General features: G+C 60.8%; 21 protein-coding genes. 9 read left to right on the forward strand and 12 right to left on the reverse strand.

The window, feature by feature from the left end:
* Positions 1 to 15 precede the first annotated feature (15 nt).
* The 6 genes from ACMVPR_RS18485 to ACMVPR_RS18510 form a co-directional block, all read right to left on the reverse strand.
* Positions 16 to 168, reverse strand: a complete 153-nt coding sequence (locus tag ACMVPR_RS18485) for a hypothetical protein (RefSeq protein WP_300586051.1) — start codon at positions 166 to 168, stop codon at positions 16 to 18.
* A gap of 84 nt (positions 169 to 252) precedes the next feature.
* Positions 253 to 819: a sarcosine oxidase subunit gamma gene (locus ACMVPR_RS18490; RefSeq protein WP_416884065.1), complete on the reverse strand. Its 567-nt coding sequence runs from the start codon at positions 817 to 819 to the stop codon at positions 253 to 255.
* Positions 812 to 3,766, reverse strand: a complete 2,955-nt coding sequence (locus tag ACMVPR_RS18495) for a sarcosine oxidase subunit alpha family protein (protein ID WP_416884066.1) — start codon at positions 3,764 to 3,766, stop codon at positions 812 to 814. Before ACMVPR_RS18495 ends, ACMVPR_RS18490 begins: the two co-directional genes overlap by 8 nt.
* Positions 3,763 to 4,050, reverse strand: coding sequence for a sarcosine oxidase subunit delta (locus tag ACMVPR_RS18500; protein ID WP_416884067.1), 288 nt, complete (start codon positions 4,048 to 4,050; stop codon positions 3,763 to 3,765). Before ACMVPR_RS18500 ends, ACMVPR_RS18495 begins: the two co-directional genes overlap by 4 nt.
* Positions 4,050 to 5,300: a sarcosine oxidase subunit beta family protein gene (locus ACMVPR_RS18505; RefSeq protein WP_416884068.1), complete on the reverse strand. Its 1,251-nt coding sequence runs from the start codon at positions 5,298 to 5,300 to the stop codon at positions 4,050 to 4,052. Before ACMVPR_RS18505 ends, ACMVPR_RS18500 begins: the two co-directional genes overlap by 1 nt.
* A 124-nt stretch (positions 5,301 to 5,424) precedes the next feature.
* Complete coding sequence (locus ACMVPR_RS18510; RefSeq protein ID WP_416884069.1) at positions 5,425 to 6,222, reverse strand: alpha/beta hydrolase; 798 nt, start codon at positions 6,220 to 6,222, stop codon at positions 5,425 to 5,427.
* Between the two features lie 82 nt (positions 6,223 to 6,304).
* Here ACMVPR_RS18510 and ACMVPR_RS18515 point away from each other — a divergent pair, with 82 nt between their 5' ends.
* Together ACMVPR_RS18515 and ACMVPR_RS18520 are read left to right on the forward strand one after the other, a co-directional pair.
* A complete protein-coding gene (locus tag ACMVPR_RS18515; protein ID WP_416884070.1) occupies positions 6,305 to 7,780 on the forward strand; it encodes an NAD-dependent succinate-semialdehyde dehydrogenase in 1,476 nt (491 codons plus the stop codon).
* Positions 7,781 to 7,954: 174 nt separating this feature from the next.
* The gene (locus ACMVPR_RS18520; RefSeq protein ID WP_416884071.1) at positions 7,955 to 10,123 is read left to right on the forward strand and encodes an esterase-like activity of phytase family protein; all 2,169 of its coding nucleotides are present in this window, start codon (positions 7,955 to 7,957) and stop codon (positions 10,121 to 10,123) included.
* Between the two features lie 66 nt (positions 10,124 to 10,189).
* Here the strand turns inward: ACMVPR_RS18520 and ACMVPR_RS18525 are convergent, their stop codons facing one another.
* From ACMVPR_RS18525 to ACMVPR_RS18545, 5 genes are all read right to left on the reverse strand, one after another.
* Positions 10,190 to 10,657, reverse strand: a complete 468-nt coding sequence (locus ACMVPR_RS18525) for an Hsp20 family protein (RefSeq protein WP_416884072.1) — start codon at positions 10,655 to 10,657, stop codon at positions 10,190 to 10,192.
* Positions 10,658 to 10,772: 115 nt separating this feature from the next.
* Positions 10,773 to 11,600, reverse strand: coding sequence for a trypsin-like serine peptidase (locus ACMVPR_RS18530; protein ID WP_416884683.1), 828 nt, complete (start codon positions 11,598 to 11,600; stop codon positions 10,773 to 10,775).
* 76 nt (positions 11,601 to 11,676) lie between these two features.
* Entirely contained in the window at positions 11,677 to 12,984 is a 1,308-nt protein-coding gene (gene glcF / locus ACMVPR_RS18535) for a glycolate oxidase subunit GlcF (RefSeq protein ID WP_416884073.1), read from the reverse strand.
* Positions 12,985 to 12,987: 3 nt separating this feature from the next.
* Positions 12,988 to 14,091 carry an FAD-binding protein gene (locus tag ACMVPR_RS18540; RefSeq protein ID WP_416884074.1) on the reverse strand — a complete coding sequence of 368 codons (1,104 nt, stop codon included), beginning with the start codon at positions 14,089 to 14,091 and terminating at the stop codon, positions 12,988 to 12,990.
* 56 nt (positions 14,092 to 14,147) lie between these two features.
* Positions 14,148 to 15,596, reverse strand: a complete 1,449-nt coding sequence (locus ACMVPR_RS18545; protein ID WP_416884075.1) for an FAD-linked oxidase C-terminal domain-containing protein — start codon at positions 15,594 to 15,596, stop codon at positions 14,148 to 14,150.
* Positions 15,597 to 15,718: 122 nt separating this feature from the next.
* Here ACMVPR_RS18545 and ACMVPR_RS18550 point away from each other — a divergent pair, with 122 nt between their 5' ends.
* The 3 genes from ACMVPR_RS18550 to ACMVPR_RS18560 are packed head-to-tail and all read left to right on the forward strand — an operon-like array spanning position 15,719 to position 17,211.
* A complete protein-coding gene (locus tag ACMVPR_RS18550; protein WP_292264506.1) occupies positions 15,719 to 16,129 on the forward strand; it encodes a CopD family protein in 411 nt (136 codons plus the stop codon).
* A gap of 3 nt (positions 16,130 to 16,132) precedes the next feature.
* Positions 16,133 to 16,843 (forward strand): DUF599 domain-containing protein, encoded by a 711-nt coding sequence (locus ACMVPR_RS18555; protein ID WP_416884076.1) that lies wholly within the window; start codon positions 16,133 to 16,135, stop codon positions 16,841 to 16,843.
* A 29-nt stretch (positions 16,844 to 16,872) separates the two neighbouring features.
* Complete coding sequence (locus ACMVPR_RS18560) at positions 16,873 to 17,211, forward strand: hypothetical protein (protein WP_416884077.1); 339 nt, start codon at positions 16,873 to 16,875, stop codon at positions 17,209 to 17,211.
* 195 nt (positions 17,212 to 17,406) lie between these two features.
* Here the strand turns inward: ACMVPR_RS18560 and ACMVPR_RS18565 are convergent, their stop codons facing one another.
* Entirely contained in the window at positions 17,407 to 18,327 is a 921-nt protein-coding gene (locus ACMVPR_RS18565) for a rhodanese-related sulfurtransferase (RefSeq protein ID WP_416884078.1), read from the reverse strand.
* Positions 18,328 to 18,440: 113 nt separating this feature from the next.
* On the opposite strand from ACMVPR_RS18565, the gene pncA reads away from it, so the two are divergent.
* From pncA to pncB, 4 genes are all read left to right on the forward strand, one after another.
* Entirely contained in the window at positions 18,441 to 19,034 is a 594-nt protein-coding gene (gene pncA, locus ACMVPR_RS18570) for a bifunctional nicotinamidase/pyrazinamidase (RefSeq protein ID WP_416884079.1), read from the forward strand.
* Positions 19,031 to 19,732 carry a YkgJ family cysteine cluster protein gene (locus ACMVPR_RS18575; protein ID WP_416884080.1) on the forward strand — a complete coding sequence of 234 codons (702 nt, stop codon included), beginning with the start codon at positions 19,031 to 19,033 and terminating at the stop codon, positions 19,730 to 19,732. The genes pncA and ACMVPR_RS18575 overlap by 4 nt, the downstream gene beginning before the upstream one ends.
* 121 nt (positions 19,733 to 19,853) lie before the next feature.
* Positions 19,854 to 20,309, forward strand: a complete 456-nt coding sequence (locus tag ACMVPR_RS18580; RefSeq protein ID WP_292264512.1) for a TerB family tellurite resistance protein — start codon at positions 19,854 to 19,856, stop codon at positions 20,307 to 20,309.
* Between the two features lie 60 nt (positions 20,310 to 20,369).
* Positions 20,370 to 21,662, forward strand: a complete 1,293-nt coding sequence (gene pncB / locus ACMVPR_RS18585) for a nicotinate phosphoribosyltransferase (RefSeq protein WP_416884081.1) — start codon at positions 20,370 to 20,372, stop codon at positions 21,660 to 21,662.
* Positions 21,663 to 21,692 lie beyond the last annotated feature (30 nt).

Raw genomic sequence — 21,692 nt, forward strand, 5'->3', positions numbered from 1 at the left:
TTGTGCTGCGGACGCTCAGGCGTTCGGAGCGTCCTTGGCCAATGTCGATTTCGGCGCGTTGGGATCGTCAAGCTTTTGCTCGGTACGATGTTTGCTCACCAATGCGAAGATGATGGCGGCCAGCATCGTCATGAGCGCAAGAAGTGGTACGATAAATTCTGCTGTCATGGTTGTCTCCTTTCACAGGATCAACCCACAGCACCTTGTTGGGTTCCCGGATCGTGAAGACCCGAGTTGTGTTACCCGCGTAGCTCAGAGTGCCGCGCGCATTGCCGTCACAAGCGCGTGGTGCAGCGATTTGGCTGAAGAGCTTGGCCCCAATATGCGCAACCAATTGGCGGGATCGCGGCGCAGAACATAGACACCCATGTAGTGAATGACCGTGCGATGGGCATCCCCGGTCTGCATCTGGTCGATGTCGATATTCGCGCAAAGGCGGATCACGTCTCCGATGCCGTCGCCGCGCATGTCAAAGCAGACCCACGCGTCGGTTTGATCGGTGATCGACGCTGTGGGTCCAAAGCGGGACTTGAGCTGCGCTGCAAGGTCTTCGTGCGTCGCAATCGGCGCGCCGACCATCCATTGATCCGGCCCCATCCAGAATGAAGCTTCCGGGTCGCGCAGAACGGCTTTGCCCGGTTCGGGTAACGTGCCGCCCAGCAACGTACTCAGATGGGCGCGACATGCGGCTTCCTGACCCCGCCGCGCCGCCACGGAGGCAAGAGCAAGGCCGGGATTTTCGGTCAGGGTGACACCTGCGACGGTATCGACATGCGGTTCGGTGCCGCCAAGGGCGCAGATGGGGGCGAGATCATGCACGGAGGCGCTCTCCTTCCGGGTCGACGAAATGCGGGCTGACCACTTCGACATCGTGATCGACACCTGTCAGAGGGCTGACAAGTCGGATGATTTCCCCGATGCGGGTGTCGCCCGATTTCAGGAATCCAAGTGCGATGTGACATCCAAGGTTCGGCGAATAACAGGCTGACGTGACATAGCCCTGACCATGCGCGGCATCGACTTTGGTGCCCTTGGTCATCAGATGCGCACCGGCGGGCACCTTGTGGTCCGGGTTCACCGGCTTCAGACCCACCAGTTTCAGCGCGTCGGGTTCATTGAGGCCGGGACGTTCTGACAGTTTGGAGCCGATGGAGTCCTTGGCCTTGGACACCATGCGGCCCATACCAAGGTTCAGCGCCGTGGTTGTGCCGTTCAATTCGTTGCCTGTCACATGGCCTTTTTCGATGCGCATGACGTTCAGCGCCTCAAGGCCGTAAGGCACCACGTCAAACTCCTCGCCCGCCTGCATCAAACGGCGTACCAGCGCGTCGCCATAGCGGGTCGGGACCGCGATCTCGTAAGCCAGTTCTCCCGAGAACGAGATGCGGAACAGCCGCGCAGGCAGGCCGCCGCAGATGGTGATTTCCGCGCAGGCCATGAAGGGGAAGGCGTCATTCGACAGGTCCACGTCGTCGTCCACGATCTTTTCCAAAAGCTTGCGGGAATTCGGACCGGCGACCGAGAACTGCGCCCAGGCGTCGGTGGTCGAGATCAGCTGCACGTCCATGTGAGGGCAAAGACACTGGCGCACAAACTCAAGGTGGCGATAGACCTGAACCGCCTTGGCGGTTGTGGTCGTGACGACGAAATGATCCTCGGCGAGCCGCGCGGCGGTGCCGTCATCCATGACGATCCCGTCCTCGCGCAGCATCAGGCCGTAACGCACCTTGCCGACGGGCAGCTTGGCCATGCCATTGCAGTAGACTTTGTTGAGAAACGCCGCCGCATCCGCGCCCTGCACGTCGATCTTGCCAAGAGAGGTCACGTCGCAGATGCCAACGGATTTGCGGGTCTGGATGACCTCGCGGTCGCAGCTTTCACGCCAATGGGTCTCGCCCGGTTTCGGGTACCATTGTGCGCGCAGCCAAAGCCCTGCTTCGGTGAACACCGCGCCTTGCTCTTCGGCCCATGTATGGCTGGGGGTCAGGCGCGTAGGTTTGGTCTCCATGCCCCATGCACGGCCCGCAAACACGCCCATCGCCGTAGGGGTGTAAGGTGGGCGGAACATGGTGGTGCCGACTTCTGGAATTTGCTTTCCGGCCACCTCGGCCATGATCGCCAGGCCGGTGATGTTCGAGGTCTTGCCCTGATCGGTCGCCATGCCCAGCGTCGTGTAACGCTTGAGATGTTCGACCGAGACAAAGTTTTCCTGATGCGCCAGCTTGATGTCTTTGGCGGTCACATCGTTCTGCTGGTCCACCCATGCGCGCTTGGCGGTCTTGACGTGCCAGAACGGGGTGATTTTGATCGGAGTGTCTTCGGTCTCTGGAACGGCGGTGTCGCTGGCTTTGATGCCGAGATCCGCAAGGATCGCCTTTGCTCCGTCCGCGCCGGACTGAAGTGCGCCGTGGGTCGAGAATATGCCATTCGCAGCACCCGCAACCGACATGCCTGGTGGCAGCATTCCACTGGGGACGAAGGTCGCAAGTGCCTCATTCCAGATGGGCCGTCCGCCCTGATGGCAGGTCAGATGCACATTCGGGTTCCAGCCGCCCGAGACACCCAGCGCACCGCACTTGATCCGGCGAATGCCGCCCTTAGGCATCTTCACTTCGATCTGGGACAGGCCGAGCCGTCCCCATGTCTGGTCGATCACGCCACCTGCGATCACATCGTAGTCCGACGATGTCGGCGCATCGGCGCGGGTGTCGATCACCGACACAACCTCCACACCTTTCGCCACCAGATCAGACGCGGTGCGATGCCCGTCATCGTTGTTGGTGAAGATTGCCACTTGCTGTGCCGGCGTCGTCGCCCAGCGGTTCGCATAGGCGCGGACGGCACTGGCCTGCATGATGCCGGGGCGGTCGTTGTTTTCGAACACGATGGGGCGTTCAGTGGCCCCCGCGCAGAGTAGTGCTCGCTTGGAGGTGATACGCCACAGGATCTGACGCGGCTTGCCGTCTTCGGGTACGGCAAGGTGATCGCTCACCCGCTCCACCGCGCCATAAATGCCGTGATCGAATGCGCCGATGACGGTCGTGCGAGGCATGACACGCACATTCGGCATTGCTTGCAACCGTGCGACGGTTTCTGCCGCCCAGGCCGCACCCGACATCCCACCGACTTCGTAGGTCTCGAGGTTCAGACGACCACCGATCAGGAAATCCTCGTCGCAGAGGATCACCCGCGCGCCGCTTTCCCCGGCGGTCAGCGCGGCAGCAAGGCCAGCAGGACCACCGCCGATAATCAGAACGTCACAATGCAGGAAGCCTTTGTCGTAGCCATCGGGATCGTCCTGCGTGCTGAGTGACCCGAGGCCTGCCGCGCGGCGGATGATCGGCTCGTACACCTTTTCCCAGAACGCGGCGGGCCACATGAAGGTCTTGTAATAGAACCCGGCGGCAAAGAAGTTGGACAGAAGGTCGTTCACCTCCATCGCGTCGAAGGCCAGCGACGGCCATCGGTTCTGCGAATTGGCGCGCAGACCGTCATAAAGTTCGATGGTCGTCGCCCGCGTGTTGGGTTCCTTGCGCGCGCCTTCGCGCAGTTCGACAATCGCGTTGGGTTCTTCCGATCCGGCGGTCATCGGGCCACGCGGGCGGTGGTACTTGAAGGAACGCCCCATCAGCCGCACGCCATTGGCCAGCAGCGCCGAGGCGAGCGTGTCGCCCTTGTGACCCTTGTAATACTGGTTATCGAAGCGGAACGACCATGTCTTGGATCGGTCGATCAGCCCGCCGTTCAAACGGTTCTTCTGGCTCATGTCGACCGCCCCTCTGCCAGCGCCACGTCGCGCGCGAGTTCCACCGATGTGATCTCATGCGTGACCGTATTGCGGGTCACCACCAGCCACGACCTGTCCCCTTGTTCGTGGTACCACAGCTCGCGGTGCAGACCCGCCGGGTTGTCGCGGATGTGGCCGTATTCGATAAACTGCTCGAGCGCGTCTTCAGCTTGCCAGTCGGGACGATTGAGAAGGCACGCATCGCCCAGATAGACGAATTCGCTGGAATCGCGCGGGCCCAGAAGCGGATGGTTGATGATCATCAGTGCAGATTGGGCTGATTGCCCATCCCTTTTTCGTCGACCATATGACCGGTATGGAACCGGTCCAGTCGGAACGCTGTGGCGGTGTGGTGCGGTGTGTCGGTGGCCAGCAGATGTGCATAGACAAAGCCCGAGGCAGGGGTCGCCTTGAACCCGCCATAGCACCAGCCGCCGTTGAAATAGAGCCCGTCGATATGGGTCTTGTCGATGATCGGCGTGCCATCCATCGACATGTCCATGATCCCACCCCAAGACCGCAGCAGGCGCGCTCGGCCCAGCATCGGGAACATGGCAATCGCTTCTTCCATCACGTCCTCGACCATTGGCAGATTGCCGCGCTGGGCGTAGGTGTTGTAGCCGTCGATATTGCCGCCGAAAACCAGACCGCCCTTGTCAGACTGGCTGCAATAGAAATGCCCTGCGCCAAAGGTGATGACGCCGGGCAGCACGGGTTTCAGACCCTCGGACACAAACGCCTGCAGCACATGGCTTTCGATGGGCAGGCGCATCCCGGCATACGCCATCACCTTGGAGGACGACCCGGCCACGCAAGACCCGACTTTCTTCGCGCCGATATACCCGCGCGAGGTTTCAACGCCACGGATCTTGCCGCCCTCAATCCGGAACCCGGTCACTTCGCAGTTCTGGATGATGTCCACGCCGCGCTGATCCGCTGCACGGGCATAGCCCCACGCCACCGCATCATGCCGCGCGGTCCCGGCACGCGCTTGCAGAAGGCCGCCCATGACCGGGAAGCGGGCGTTCTTCACGTTCAGGAACGGATACTTTTCCAACACCTGCTTCTGATCCAGCAACTGCGCATCCGCGCCATTCAGGATCATCGCGTTGCCCCGCCGGATATAGGCGTCGCGCTGGGCATCTGAGTGCATCAGGTTGATGATCCCGCGCTGGCTCATCATCGCGTTGTAGTTCAGATCCTGCTCCAGCGTTTCCCAAAGCTTGAGCGAGAATTCGTAGAACGGCTCGTTTCCGTCGAGCAGGTAGTTCGACCGGACAATCGTGGTGTTGCGGCCCACATTGCCGCCGCCGATCCAACCCTTCTCAAGCACCGCGATACGGGACTGCTTGTATTCCTTGGCCAAGTAATACGCCGTCGCAAGACCATGCCCGCCACCGCCGATGATGACATAGTCGTATTCGGGTTTGGGGTCGGCATCACGCCACGCCGGCCCCCAGCCACGATGGCCGGTCAGCGCCTCTTTGATCACGCGGAAACCTGAATATCGCATATCAATCGACTCCTTCCCGGCGACCCTCGCACGGGGTTGAACGGCGCGGCCTGTCTTTTTCGGTCAATTCATGGTCCGAAAAAGACATTGCGCGGGTCAAGCTCTTGCCGAATTGGGTAGAGTGTCAAGCCGAGGTGCCGAGAATAGCCCGCATCAAGGGGCTACCCGCCTGCGTCATGCCGTTTATCACGTCGAAATGATGCGTGCCGGGATCGATCACGAGGCTGCACCCCCAGGCGTCGGCCAGCCATTTCGCCTGATTGAGAAAGGCCGGTCTCTCGTCACTTCCGACCCAAACGGTCACCGGGGTTGCGGGCGGCTCCATCGCAATCGGGCTTTCCGCAACGGCCGACGCCTCGTCCAGTTTGAAGTCGTTGTTCATGGATGTCTTGAGAAGCGGGCGCAGGTCCGACAGTGGCGAGATCGGAACGCATCTGGCAATGCGCGCCCTGACCTCGTTGGGAAGAACGCCGTCGTCCAGCATCCGCGCCACGAGATGACCGCCAGCGGAATGGCCGGCAAGGCGGATGGGGCCGGACACCTCGCGCGCGATCACGGAAATGGCGGTGGCCACCTGACGGGTGATGTCGGCGATACGCACGCGCGGACACAGATCATAGGTCGGCATCGCCACGGCCCAGCCACTGTCCACAGAGCCTTGTGCCAGATGCGACCAGAGCGATCCATCGGTCTGCCGCCAGAACCCGCCATGCACAAAGACGACCAGACCTTTGGGCACGCCGTCCGGCAGGAACAGATCGACGATCTCGCGCGTTCCGTGTCCGTACATCACGCCCAGCCGGGCGCGGCCCAGCACGGACATCCTCTGGCGATAGGCATCTGCGTCGGCGCGCCAGATGGCTGGGAAACCGTCCCCATTGGGGATATGCTTGCTGTTGGCGTAGGCGTCGTCCAATTCCACGTCACGGCTCCGAAAGATCAGCACTTGTCATTGCATCTAGCAAGTGTTCCACCTTTGTCAGCACTTAATCCGGAGGGACTCCATGCTCGACCAGACAACAAACCTTGCCAGCCTTCTCAAGGATCCATCGCTGCTGGAAACCCGCGCCTATGTCAACGGCGCTTGGATCGACGGCGATGATGGCACTTTCACGGTTGATAACCCGGCCCGCGGTGACACGATTGCCGAAGTCGCCGACCTGTCGCGCGCCCAGGTGGCCGATGCGATTGCCGCTGCCGAGAAGGCGCAGAAAGAATGGGCCAAATGGACCGGCAAGGAACGCGCGGGCGTTCTGCGCAAATGGTTCAACCTGATGATGGAACATCAGGACGATCTGGCCACGATCCTGACTGCCGAACAGGGCAAGCCGCTGGCAGAGGCAAAGGGCGAGATCGCCTATGGCGCGTCCTTCATCGAATATTTCGCCGAAGAGGCCAAGCGAATCTATGGCGAAACCATCCCCGGCCACCAGCGCGACAAGCGCATCATGGTGATGAAACAGCCCATCGGCGTTGTCGGCTCGATTACGCCGTGGAACTTTCCCAATGCGATGATCACCCGCAAGGCTGGTCCGGCGCTTGCCGCCGGATGCAGCTTTGTTGCGCGCCCCGCTGCCGAGACTCCGCTTTCGGCGATTGTTCTGGGTGTTCTGGCCGAACGCGCTGGCATCCCTGCTGGTGTGCTGAACATCGTTCCGTCATCCTCCGCGTCCGAAGTGGGCAAGGAGATGTGCGAGAACCCGGCAGTCCGCAAGATCACCTTCACCGGCTCCACCGAAGTGGGCCGCATCCTGCTGCGTCAGGCCGCCGATCAGGTGATGAAGTGTTCGATGGAACTGGGTGGCAACGCGCCGTTCATCGTGTTCGACGATGCCGATCTGGATGCGGCGGTCGATGGCGCCATCATGTGCAAGTTCCGCAACAACGGTCAGACCTGCGTCTGCGCGAACCGCATCTACGTGCAGGCCGGAGTCTATGACACCTTCGCGCAAAAGCTGAAGGATCGCGTGTCCAAGATGAAGGTGGGCGACGGGCTTGAAGCGGGCACCGATCTTGGCCCTCTCATCAACGCAGAAGCCATCGACAAGGTGCGCGAGCACATCGCCGACGCGAAATCCAAGGGGGCGCAGGTCATTCTGGGCGACGAGACGGGAAGCAACGAGGGCAATTTCATCGCGCCGACCATCGTGACGGGTGCCACCCGCGACATGGCCTTCTCGACCGAGGAAACCTTTGGCCCGCTCGCCCCGCTCTTCAAGTTCGAGACCGAGGATGACGTGATCGAACTGGCCAATGACACGATCTTCGGTCTGGCCAGCTATTTCTACGCCAAGGATCTCAGCCGCGTCTACAAGGTCGCCGAGGCGCTGGAATACGGCATCGTCGGCGTGAACACCGGCATCATCTCGACCGAGGTGGCCCCTTTTGGTGGCGTGAAACAGTCTGGTCTGGGCCGCGAAGGCAGCCATCACGGCATCGAGGAATTCCTCGAGATGAAATACGTCTGCATGAGCGTTTGACGCTGTATTTTACACTATTAGTAGGCTGGGCTTCTGCCCGGCCTTTTTCTTTGAAAAGAGCGATGCCGTTTCAGAAAACCAACACCACAAGTTCACAAAACTGAATCAAAACTGTCATTCGTCTGTCGCGCAGTCGCGGCACGTCCCTAGGTGTCAATCCAAGGGGTGATTTCCATGACATACCGTGCGCTGTGCCTGACATCGGCCATAGCTCTGACTGCCTCGGCTGCTGCCGCCGAGATGAATTTCAACCGCATCGCGTCTTTCCCGGTTGTGGCCAACATGGCCGACAGCGAGGACACGGCCCGCGAATCCAGTGCCGAGATCATTTCGGCCAGTGCCGATGGCATGACGCTGGTCTATTCCGACAGCCCGCTGGGCGTGATCGGCATGATCGACATCACTGACCCGGCAAATCCGCAGCCCAAGGGCAATGTGGCGCTTGAAGGCGGTGAGCCGACGGCTGTGTCCGCGCTGGGCAACACGGTGTTTGTCGGTGTGAACACGTCGGAAAGCTACACCGCGCCGTCCGGGTTCCTGCTGCATCTCGATATGGCCACCGGGGCCGAGGCCGCACGCTGCGATCTGGGCGGTCAGCCCGACTCGACCGCGCTCGCACCTGATGCATCCTTTGTTGTCGTCGCTGTCGAGAACGAGCGCGACGAGGACGCTGGCGATGGTCGTGTACCCCAGATGCCCGCAGGTCATGTGTCGATCATCCCGCTCGATGCCAACGGCATGATGCAGTGCGACGCCCAGATCCGCGCGAACGTGACCGGCCTTGCCGACATCGCACCGGAAGACCCCGAGCCCGAATTCGTGGACGTGAACGCGAATGGTGAGATCGTTGTGACGCTGCAGGAAAACAACCACATCGTGGTTCTGTCCCCTGCTGGCGAGGTGCTGAGCCACTTCTCGGCCGGTACTGTGGACCTTGAGAATATCGACGCTACCGACGAACGCGCAGCACTTCTCTTCACCGAAACCCTGACAAGCGTTCCGCGTGAACCCGATGGCATCCAGTGGATCGACACCGATCATTTCGTGACCGCCAACGAAGGCGACATGGATGGCGGTTCGCGTGGATTCACCGTGTTTAACAAGGATGGCACGGTTGTTTATGAAAGCGGCCCGTCGTTTGAACATGCCGTGGTCCAGATCGGTCACTATCCGGACCGTCGTTCCGATGCCAAGGGTGTTGAGCCTGAAGGCATGGAAGCCGCTGTCTTCGGCGACACCCCTTATGTTTTCCTGCTGGCCGAACGCGCGTCGGTCATCGCTGTCTACGACATGACGGACCCGGCCAACCCGGTGCTCAAGCAGCTTCTGCCGTCGGGCATTTCGCCTGAAGGCGCTGTCGCAATCCCCGGGCGCAACCTGCTCGCCACCGCAAACGAATATGACGGTCTCGAAGACGGTGCAGCGCGCGCCCATGTCATGATCTACGAATATCAGGATGCGCCTGCCGCCTATCCGCATATCACCTCTGCCGGCATGGACACCCTGACCGGATGGGGCGCGAATTCCGGCATGGTTGCCGATACAGACGGCACCATCTGGGCGGTCAATGACAGCTTCTACGGCTTCCAGCCGACGATCTTCCACATCGACCCGAGCCAGACTCCGGCGCAGATCGTCAAGGCGATCCCCGTCACCCGTGGCGGTCAGCCTGCGCAGCTGATGGACATGGAAGGCATCACGCTTGACGGTGAAGGTGGCTTCTGGGTTGCCTCTGAAGGTCGTCTGGATCGCGGCATCCTGCATGCGCTCTATCACATCAATGGGGATGGCGAGATCGAAACCACCATTCCGGTTCCGTCCGAACTGCTCGCGGTCGAACGTCGTTTCGGTTTCGAAGGCATCACCAAAGTCGGCAACACGCTCTGGATGGCTGTTCAGCGCGAGTGGGCCGACGATCCGAAGAACCACGTCAAGCTGGTGGCCTACAACCTCGAGACCGAAGAATGGGGCGCCGTGCGTTACGAAAAAGCCGAGCCTTCCACAGGTTGGGTTGGTCTGTCGGAAATCACCGCACATGGCGACTACGTCTACATCATCGAACGCGACAACCAGATCGGTGATGCGGCCGTGACGAAGAAAATCTATCGCGTAGCCCTGTCCGAGATGGTGCCCGCCCCGCTGGGTGGCGACCTTCCCGTCGTGGCCAAGGAAGAGGTGGTCGATCTGCTGCCCTACCTGACCTCGACCGGAGGGTATGTGCTCGACAAGGTTGAAGGTCTGGCCATCACCGCTGACGGTACGATGTGGGTGTCGACCGACAATGATGGTGTGGATGACCATTCTGGTGAGACGATGTTCTTTGCCGTTGACGGCAAGTACTAAATCCAGACCAAAACAAAAAAAGGCGCGGGTTCTCCCGCGCCTTTGACGTTTCGGATCAGGGAAAGATCAGTTGACCGCTTTCGCGTCGACCACGTCTTTCTCGACCGCGTCGGCCTTGGCAATCGCGATCCGGCGCGGTTTCAGCGCTTCGGGAATTTCGCGCTGCAGGTCGATATGCAGCATGCCGTTCTCGTGGCTCGCACCGACGACACGCACATGGTCGGCCAGATGGAACCGGCGCTGGAAGGCGCGGGTGGCAATGCCGCGATGCAGGTAGGTGCGGCCTTCGTCCTCATCGACCTTGCGTGCGGACACATGCAGCGCGCCATCCTTGACCTCGACGGTCAGATCCTCGTCCGAGAAGCCGGCAACGGCGATCGAGATGCGGTAGGCATCATCAGCGGTTTTTTCGATGTTGTAAGGCGGGTAGGTCGGTTGGCTGACTTCGGTGGTCAGAACCCGATCCATGAGGTCGGCGATTTGGTCAAAGCCGACAGTTGCGCGGTAAAGCGGTGCGAAATCATATCCTCGCATAGGTCATCCTCCATTGAGCGATACCAGATGTGAAAGCCTTCCGAAGTGGACAGGCCGTGAATGGGTGTCAGGCCCCGTTTGGGCATCCCGACACGCTTCATCTGGGTAGGCACAATCAGGGTTTCAAGAGGTCGGTTTCGCCATCTTGGGGTCGAATGAATTTTGCGCCGGTGTCTTTGCGGACCGTCTTTTCGGCGCGCAGCGGTCTGAACACGGACCCTTCGGCAAAGCCGGCACCATGCGCCATCATACCAAGGATCGTTTCGATCTGCGTTTCAAGCGGTGCGCCAAGGGACACCGGTTGGTCACCGCTCTTGGCTTTGGACGACACCACCGACACGATGCGCGTGCCATCCGGGCCAAATGCAAAAACCGGTGACCCGGAACTGCCGAAATCCACCGAACAGGACATGACCAGAACGGTTCTCTGCGCCGACATCACTTCGCAGGTGTCCTGCATGGATGGCGCTTCGGACCGGTTATGGGCGTAGGACACGACACCAACACTTTCGCCCACCATGGGGCGCGCGCCGGTCACGAAAGGGATGATGGTCGTATTGCGGATCGGATGCTGCAACTGGATCAGGGCGATGTCGTTATAGACCCGATCCGGGCTTGGCTCGGCGGTGAAATCATAGTCGGGATGCGCCACGGCACGGCGCACCCTGCGATACGCGGCAGCGCGTCCGTTGCGCCATCCGGCAAGGAACTGAATGTCCTCGGGGGCCAGCAACGCGCCTTCAGCATTATAGAGGCAGTGGGCCGCTGTCAGAACGAGGTCAGGGGTGATCAGCGATCCTGTGCAAAACGCGGTTCCGGCAAGTTCAAGCCGCCCAACCGCTTCCCATGCGCGACCATCCTGGCGGCTCTCCATCGAGAACAGCCCGGTGCTTTGCGCACCAGCCATGGCCGGCAGCAACGAAAACAATGCCCCCCAGAGCATTTGGCGCACAGGTCACCTCCATTACGACTCCCGCAATAGGGGCCGAATAGGGCAAAACTATGTCCTTACGTCAACGTCAAGATGTCTTGATCGCCGATGGTTTCGGACCGCCTGTGGCCCAATCCAAAAGTTCGACCGTATGCACGATGGGCACTTCGGTGCCCGATCCGATCTGCATCATGCATCCGATATTGCCCGCTGCAATGATGTCGGGCTGTTTTGCCTCCAAGGTCCTGACCTTGCGCGTTTTCAACTGCTTGGAGATCTCTGGCTGCATCAGGTTGTAGGTTCCCGCCGATCCGCAGCACAGATGGCTGTCCGCCGGTTCCACAACCTCGAACCCGGCCGCCTTGAGCAGCGTCTTGGGATGCGTCTTGATCTTCTGCCCGTGCTGCAGGCTGCACGCCGCGTGATAAGCCACCTTCATTCCGCCATGCTGCGTCCGCGCGCCAGCCACACTTTCTTCGTCGATCAGATCGATCAGAACTTCGCTCACATCCTTGGCAATGGCCGACACCCGCGCCGCATCCGCAGCGAGAGGATCATTGCGGAACATATGACCGTAATCCTTGACCGTGGTGCCGCAACCGCTTGTGTTGATGACAATCGCATCAAGGCCCGCGCCATCCATCTCGCGCGCCCAGGCTTTGATATTGGCCGCCGCAGACCCGTGGCTTTCATCCACCTTACCCATGTGGTGCGTGAGCGCCCCGCAGCATCCTGCGCCTTGGGCAACGACAACCTCGCACCCGAGCCGCGTCAGCAACCGAATGGTGGCATCGTTGATGTCGGTGTTCAGCGCCTTCTGTGCGCAGCCCGTCATCAGCGCGACCCGCTTCTTGCGGGGGGCGAGGGGCGCAAAGCTCTGCGGATCGTCATTGCGACTGACCGGCGGAATGGTCTTGGGCGCCATCTCAAGCATCGCCTTCAACCGCGCATCGGGGATCAGCGGAGCAAATGGCTTGCCGATCTTGGCCAACAACAACGCCACCCGGAACCGCGTCGGATAGGGCAGGATATTCGCCAAGGCCCACCGCAGCGCCTTTTCGTGCCACGGTCGGTCGTAGTTCTTTTCGATATAGGCCCGCGCATGATCGACCAGATGCATGTAATGCACCCCAGACGGACAGGTCGTCATGCAGGCCAGACAGGACAGACAGCGGTCGATATGCTTGACCGTCATTTCATCCGGCTTGCGTTCGTTCTCGAGCATGTCCTTGATCAGGTAAATCCGGCCGCGCGGGCTGTCCAACTCGTCGCCCAGAACCTGATAGGTCGGACAAGTGGCCGTGCAGAACCCGCAATGCACGCACGAGCGCAGGATCTCATTCGATCGCTGGATTTCGGGATCGCGGAGCTGGGTTTCGGTGAATGTCGTCTGCATCGCTTACCCCATCAATCCCGTGTTCAGGATGCTCTTCGGATCGAATTTCTGCCGCAACCCACGCGACAGGGCGGCAATCGGTCCGGGCTCCGGCTGGAACTTCGCCTGTCCCGTTCCGCGCACCAGTGTCGCGTGCCCGTCTAACAGGCCCAGCCGGGTCCGCACATCCGTGCCTTCGGTGACGCGCGCCCAGATCAGCCCGCCGCCCCAATCATAGAGCAGTGCCTCAGCGCCAACCTTCGCCGCCAAAACCGCTGCTTCGGATGGTGTGCAGGAGATGCGCCAGACATCTCCCGACTGTCCGTGAAACGCCTCCACATCACGCACCCAGCGCCATCCCTTGGCCACCGCATCCGCGTCACGCTCAACCCGCACCGCCAGACCGCCGAACAACGCGGCGATCTGATCCGCGCGATAGGCGACCGACCCGGCAAAGCCTTCGATCCGCAGCATGGTCACCGGATGCCCGTCCAACCCAACGGGGATATGCGCAGCCCCAGACACCTCGAACGGCGACCCCAGCGCCTTGGCCATCGCCTGCACTGCGTCTGCATCGCTCAACCCATCGATCAGCACGCAAGCCGACGTTTCCGGCTTCGGCAGGACCTTGAGACTGACTTCGGTCAAGACACCCAAGGTTCCCCAAGACCCGCTCATCAGCTTGACCAGATCATAGCCGGTGACGTTCTTCATCACCCGACCACCGTTCTTGACGATGGTGCCGGTGCCATCGACATAGCGCACGCCCAGCATGAAATCCCGGCACGCGCCGACACTCACCCGACGCGGCCCGCTGACATTGGCGGCAACAACGCCACCGATTGTCGGCGCGCCGGATGTCCCCATCAGCCCGCGGTGATCCATCGGCTCGAAGGCAAGCCGCTGCCCTTCGGCATCGAGCGCCGCTTCGATCTCGGCCAAAGGCGTGCCCGCCTGCGCAACAAGCGTCAGCGAGCCGGGTTCATACAGGGTGATCCCAGACAATCCGCCGGTCTCCAGCACATCCCCGTTAAGGTTAACGCCCCGCGTTCCCCCGCCTTTGACGCAAATCGGCGCACTGGCCGATGCGATCATGTCAGCCAGTTCGGCCTCTGTCTCAGGTCTCATGATCTTCTTCTTTTTCCAAATATGCCGGGGGGTATTGGGGGCTGGCCCCCCAAAATTCACTCTGCCGCCAGCGCAACGCTGCGGCGGCTTTCCGACGCCGCCAATGGAAACACTTTCGCGGGGTTCAAGAGCCACGCTGGATCGAACACGTCCTTCACTGCCATCTGTGCCTCCAGATCTGCCGGTGCAAACTGATCCACCATCAGATCGCGCTTTTCGATACCAACGCCGTGTTCCCCCGTCAGGCATCCGCCCACCTCGACACAGAGCCGCAGGATGTCGGCACCAAACGCCTCGCACAGTTCCAGATCACCTTCCTTGTTCGCATCGAACAGGATCAGGGGGTGCATGTTGCCGTCGCCGGCATGGAACACGTTGGCCACATCCAACCCGTATTCCTTTGACATCTCGCCGATCCGGCGCAGCACGAAGGGCAGTTCCGACACCGGGATCGTGCCGTCGAGGCACATGTAATCATTGATCTGCCCCATCGCGCCAAAGGCCGATTTACGGCCCAGCCAGATGCGTCCGGCCTCGTCTGCGTCCTTGGCCTCGCGCAGTTCCACCGGGTTGTGCCGCCGCGCGATCTCGAGGATCAGCGCCAGTTGTTCGTCAATCTCGGCCGGGCTGCCTTCTACTTCGACGATCAATAGCGCCTCGCACATGGGATAGCCCGCTTTGGCAAAGGCTTCGGTGGCCTCGATGCAGGGGCGGTCCATGAACTCAATGGCCACGGGCAGAACACCGGCCTTGATGATGTCGGCGACACAGGCACCGGCCACTTCGTTCGAATCGAACCCCATCAGCACCGGCCGCGCGCCTTCGGGCTTCGGCAGGATGCGCAGGGTTGCTTCGGTCACCACGCCCAACTGACCCTCCGAGCCGCAGATCAGACCCAACAGATCATACCCACCCGCATCCAGATGTTTCCCGCCGATCTCCATGACGGTGCCATCCATCTGAACCATCGTCACGCCCATCAGGTTGTTGGTGGTCACGCCATATTTGAGGCAATGCGCCCCGCCCGAGTTCATCGCGATATTGCCCGCGATGGCGCAGGCCAACTGGCTGGACGGGTCAGGTGCGTAGAAAAACCCATCCGCTTCGACAGCACCCGTGACGCTCAGGTTGGTGCGCCCGGTCTGCACGCGGATGAAGCGGTTGTCATAGTCGGTTTCGAGCACGTCATTCATCCGTGCCACACCCAAGAGCACGCAGTCGGCTGTGGGAAGCGCACCGCCGGCAAGCGATGTACCCGACCCACGCGGGACCACAGGCACACCCATCTCGTGGCAGACCTTGAGCACCGCTGAGACCTCCTCGGTCGAGGAAGGCAGCACGACAGCCAAAGGCGGACACTTGTAGGCTGTCAGCGCGTCGCACTCGTAGGCGCGGGTTTCCATCTCGTCCGAGATCACCGCATCCCCCGGCAGCACCTCCTGCAAGCGGGCAACAATCTGGGTTTTGCGGGACAGCACATTGGCGTCCGGTGTGGGCATCTGCATCACAAATCCTCCGAATTGGTAAAAAGATATAACCAATATTGCGAAAGACGCCAGCAGAAATTTCGCAACACGCGGCATCTGTTCCTCTTGCCTTTGTTGCAAACCCCGGCCACCAAGCTGACATGGACTGGATCAAGATCATTCATATTCTTTGCGTCATGGGCTGGATGACGTCGATCTTTGCCGTGCCGCGGGCCCTGATCTATTGGAAACGCGAATATGACCGGATCGGGGAATTTGGCCCCTTGGGCGACCTCACAATTCGTCTCTATCGGTTTTCTGCTGGGCTTGCCGTCATTGCCCTGATCACTGGCATCTGGCTTGCCGCGATCTGGCAGTTCCCGGCGTGGGTTTGGCTCAAGCTGGGTCTCGTGCTGTTGCTCGCCTTGCATTACGCATGGACCGGGCGGTTGGTGCTGCGGGCAAAACGCGGTGTGTTCACTGAATCCGACCGTTACCTGCGCATCTTCAACGAAATCAGCGTGTTCGGCGCAATCGCGATCCTTTGGGTTGTCGTCGTAAAGCCGTTCTGACCGATGGATTGGTTGGACCGCCTGTCACTGTTCACCACATTGGACGCGGTGGGACTCGGGTTGCTGATTCTGAGCTGGGTCGGGTGCAGCCTTGTCGTCGAGAATGCGCCCAAATCCTACCCGTCGACCTCGCAGATCATGGCCGAGTTCCGCCGCGAATGGATGCGCCAGTTCGTGCGTCGCGATCCGCGCATCTTCGACAGCCAGATCATTTCAAGTCTTCGGCAAGGCACGGCGTTTTTCGCGTCGGCCAGCATGATCGCCATCGGTGGCGGGTTCGCGCTTTTGGGCAATGCGGAACGGCTGCGCGGTGTGGCGCAGGACCTGACGCTGGAAAGCGACCCGATTTTTCTGCTCGAAGTGAAACTGCTTGTCCTGCTGCTGTTCGCGGCAAATGCGTTTCTCAAGTTCGTATGGTCGCATCGGTTGTTCGGCTATTGCTCGGTCATCATGGCAGCCGTGCCCAACGACCCCGAAGACCCGCAGGCTCTGCCCATGGCCTTGCAGGCAGGTGAACTGAACATCACGGCGGCGCGGGGGTACAACCGTGGGTTGCGGGCCGTCTATTTCGGCATTGCGTCATCCGCGTGGTTGCTGGGGGCGGGGCCGCTCATCCTTGCCACTTTGGTGACGTTGCTGGTCATCTTGCGGCGTGAATTCGCGTCGCAATCGCGGCATGTTCTTGTCCATGGGGCGCCAGACGCGAAAACGTGACTGCCTGGTGAAGATGGGTCTGCTAGGCTGTGACCAAGTTGACCCGTTTACTCCTCGCCATGTGGTGTTTCGCAGCGCCTGCACTTGCCGATCCACCTGACATTGTCGGGATCGAGGTTTCGGCGGCGCGTGTCTCTGTCACGCTTGTGCATCCTGATACGGGCTGGGACCATTATGCAGATGGCTGGCGGATCGAGGCGGAAGACGGGACGGTGATCGGCACGCGGGAGTTGCTGCATCCACATGTCGAAGAACAGCCGTTCACCCGCAGTCTGACGGTCAATAAACTGCCCGATGCTCCGCTGTTCATCCGGGCCAAGTGTTCGGTCGATGGCTGGTCGGACAGGCGTATTGCCCTGACGCGCTGAAGGTTACCCCCCGAGGCAGGAGGCCAAGACCTGTCGCGGCGACCTTTCCATCCCGTCCCCAGAATTTTATGGTGGGTCCGAGATTCTTCGTACGAAAATCTTAGTCCGGACCCCATAAAAAACTGTGAACGGAAAAGGAAACTGGACGTGACCCAATGTTTCGCGCGCGAAACAAAAGGGCCGGTCCGGACCTATTTACATGTCGTCAATCACATCTGCGTGCAGATGCCGCTCGCCTCGCGCCTCGGCGAGCCGGATCTGTTTCTGCCGCTCCCGGAACCGAGCCTTGTCCTCGTCCGAGGTCTCTTCGATGCAAAGGTGACAGGACACGCCCTGCTCATACTCGGGGCGATTTTTATCATCCGGTAAAATCGGGCGACGGCAGGCATGGCACAGCAAATGCGGCCCTTCCTTCAACCCATGCCCGACCGATACGCGCCCATCAAAAACAAAGCATTCTCCCAGCCAGGTGCTTTGCTCGGCGGGCACCTCTTCAAGGTATTTCAGGATGCCACCCTTGAGGTGATAGACCTCTTCCACCCCCTGACTGAGCAGGTAATTGGTGGATTTTTCGCAGCGAATGCCGCCGGTGCAGAACATCGCGATGCGCTTGTTGTGAAAGCGGTCCTTGTTCTTTTCCCACCACTCCGGAAATTCGCGGAAGCTGTCGGTCTTGGGATCGACTGCACCTTCAAATGTCCCGATGGCGACCTCGTAATCGTTGCGGGTGTCGATCACAGCCACGTCCGGGCTTTGGATCAGCTCGTTCCACTCGGACGGCTGAACGTAATGGCCCACCTTCGCACGCGGATCGACATCCGGCACGCCCATCGTGACGATCTCTTTCTTCAGCCGCACTTTCATGCGGGCGAAGGGGCGGTCCTGCGCAGTCGAAATCTTCCATTCCAGATCGGCACAGCCGGGAAGGGCGCGCAGGTGGGTCAACAAAGCGTTAATGCCCGCCTCGGGTCCGGCGACCGTGCCGTTGATGCCTTCCTTGGCGAGCAGAAGGGTGCCGGTGATCGCGTTGTCACTGCAAACCGCCAGCAACGGTTCGCGGAGTGCGGCCGGGTCGTCGAAGCGGGTGAAGTGATAGAGTGCGCAAACGGTAAACATGGGCGCGCAATTACGCCTCGAATCCCCGTCAGGCAAGGTTCCTGAATGCCGCAACCCTTGACCCTTGGAGGCGGGGTTCTTACCCAAGGCATACCCAAGAGGAGGCTTGCCCCATGTCCGCGCTGATCGTCATCGACGTGCAAAACGATTTCTGCCCCGGCGGTGCGCTGGCGGTGACAGAGGGCGACCAGATCGTTCCCGGCATCAACGCGCTGATGGCCGATGCCGAAGCTGTGGTGCTGACGCAGGATTGGCACCCGGCGGATCATTCGAGCTTTGCCTCGCAGCATGAGGGCCACAACCCGTACGGTCTGATCGAGATGCCGTATGGTCCGCAGGTGCTTTGGCCGGATCATTGCGTGATCGGATCGGAGGGGTCGGCATTTCACGCGGGCCTGATTGCCGACCGTGCCGAGATGGTGATCCGCAAAGGCTTTCGCCGCGCCATCGACAGCTATTCGGCGTTTTTCGAGAATGACCACACAACGCCGACCGGGCTTGAAGGCTATCTGCGCACGCGGGGCATCACGCAGTTGATGATGGTGGGCCTCGCCACCGATTTCTGCGTCGCCTATTCCGCAATTGATGCGGCCAAGCTGGGCTTTGATGTGACCGTGAAACTGGATCTCTGCCGGGCAATTGATCTGAACGGATCGCTTGAGACGGCCAAGGCTGATATGCTCAAGGCCGGTGTGACACTGGCATGAGCAAAGTGCCGGCGCTCCTCGACCGACTGAGCAAGGCCCGCTCGGGCAGCGCGCCCGAAGTGACCGACCGCGCTCGGCGGGGGTTGATGGCGCATATCGGCGCACAAGGGGATATCGGGCGAGCCACGAAAGAGCTGGCCGACGGCACCGCCGCGACCGGAATCGGGCGGGTGGCCCTATCCGCGATGTCGCCGCAGGGCTTGGCCTGTGCGGATGGCTGTGCGTTCTGCTGCATCCTGTCGGGAGATGATGGCGGGACGATCACCGAGGCCGAAGCCATCGCGCTGCACAGCGCGCTTTCGCCCTTGGCGGGGCAACCCGATGGGCGTGCGTGGCACCCCAAGGCCTGTCCCTCGCTTGACCCGGAGACGCGCAGCTGCCGCGCCTATGATGCGCGGCCGATGATCTGCCGGGCCTATGTCTCGACCGATGTGGAGGCGTGCAAGTCCGTTTCCGAGGGTCAGGCGACCAGCGGGCCGGGCACGCTCGGGCCGTATCACACGTATCTGGCTGCGATTGGCCTCAGTCGTGCCGCGCTGAAAGGGGTGAAGCGTGTGTCGACCTACGCGCTCGCCAAGGTAGCTGCAGCGGCGGTGGACGGGGCGTCCTTGGAGGACGCTCTGGCTTCCGCGCGTCACAAGCCTACTGAACTGGACGCAGAACTGAAGCGCAGCAAGCGGGATTTGTCGCGGGCCTGATCCCTGTGGTTCAAGCAGCGCAGTTTACGCTTTGCGACGCAGAAGTTGGTGGTTTCCCCCTTTGTTCCGAGTCGCAAGTTTCGTAAGCTGCTCGAAACAAGACCGTCAGAGGCACCGAGCCATGTTCGAACGTATCCTTGCGCTGTTTGACAAAACAACGCCGACCACTCCGTTGCCGCCCGCCGATGCGAAATACGCTTTGGGCGCGCTCATGGTCCGCACCGCAATGGCGGACAAGGCGTATCTGTTCCAGGAGGTGGAAGAGATCGACCGCGTGCTGGCCAAGATGTACGGGCTCAAGCCGCTGGAGGCGGCCAAGATGCGCGCCCAGTGCGAAAAGCTGGAGCATGAACTGCCCAAGACGGCCGATCTTGCGGCGATCCTGACCGAGAACATCAGCACAGAGAAACGCGAGGCTGCAGTCGCGGCGTTGTGGGATGTGGTCTATGCGGATGGCAATCGGCATGCCAAGGAAGACTTGCTTGTCGGCGAGATTGCCGGGTTGTTGGGCGTGGACGAGGCGACCTGCGAACGCATCCGCGATGAAGAGGTCGCGAACTGGGACAAGAACCACTGACACTGGACAAGTCGGGGTTGGATTGGTCTAAGCGAGGCGCCTGCGCCCTTGGAGACCATCATGGTTGATATCGCCACCCGTGTCTGGAACCACAAATGGAAGATCGACCCCATCGTGCGTTCGCTCATCGATACGGATTTCTACAAGCTGCTGATGTGCCAGTCGGTGTTCCGCAACAAGCGCGACACGCAGGTGACGTTCAGCCTCATCAACCGGTCGTCGCATGTGCCCTTGGCCAAGCTGATCGACGAGGGCGAATTGCGCGAGCAACTGGATCACATCAGGTCGCTGTCTCTGCGGCGCAATGAGAGCACTTGGCTACGCGGGAACACGTTTTACGGCAAGCGTCAGATGTTCCGCCCGGATTTCATGGAGTGGTTCGAACAGTTGCGCCTGCCGCCCTATCACCTAGAGCGGGTGGGCGATCAGTACGAGCTGACCTTTGAGGGTGCGTGGCCCGAGGTGATGCTGTGGGAGATCCCGGCGCTTGCCGTACTGATGGAGCTGCGCGGACGTGCGGTTCTAAACGACATGGGGCGGTTCGAACTGCAGGTGCTTTATGCGCGCGCGATGACCAAGCTTTGGGAAAAGATCGAACTTTTGCGGGTGGACCCGACTTTGCGCATCGCCGATTTTGGCACGCGGCGACGGCATTCGTTCCTCTGGCAGGATTGGTGTGTGCAGGCGATGTACGAGGGGCTGGGTGACAGTTTCGTCGGCACATCGAACTGCCTGATCGCCAAGAACCGCGACCTTGAGGCGATTGGTACCAACGCGCATGAACTGCCCATGGTCTATGCCGCCTTGGCCGAGGATGACGTGGCTTTGGCAAAGGCGCCTTATGACGTGTTGGCGGATTGGCACGAGGAACACGAAGGCAATCTGCGGATGATCCTGCCGGACACCTATGGGACCGAGGGTTTCCTGAAGAATGCGCCGGACTGGTTGGCGGGTTGGACGGGTATCCGGATCGATTCAGGTGATCCTGCAACCGGTGCCGAGACCGCGATCCGCTGGTGGAAAGAGCGCGGCGAGGATCCGACGAAGAAGCTGGTGATTTTCTCGGATGGGCTCGACGTGGACAAGATCCTTGAACTGCAGAGACAGTTCGCCGGGCGGGTGCGTGTGTCCTTCGGATGGGGGACGTTGCTGACCAACGACTTCCGTGGGCTGACGCCGGATGATCGGCTGGCGCCGTTCAGCCTTGTCTGCAAGGCGGTGGAAGCCAACGGGAAACCGACGGTGAAACTGTCGGACAACCCCAACAAGGCGATGGGACCGCAGGACGAGATTGCCCGGTACAAGCGCGTGTTCGACGTTGGCACGCAGGAGCGGCTTGACGTGGTGGTCTGACCTGGAAGGCCTGTGCGAGGCATCACCGGT

The sequence above is a fragment of the Marivita sp. genome (genome assembly GCF_048006345.1).
Taxonomy (GTDB): domain Bacteria; phylum Pseudomonadota; class Alphaproteobacteria; order Rhodobacterales; family Rhodobacteraceae; genus Marivita.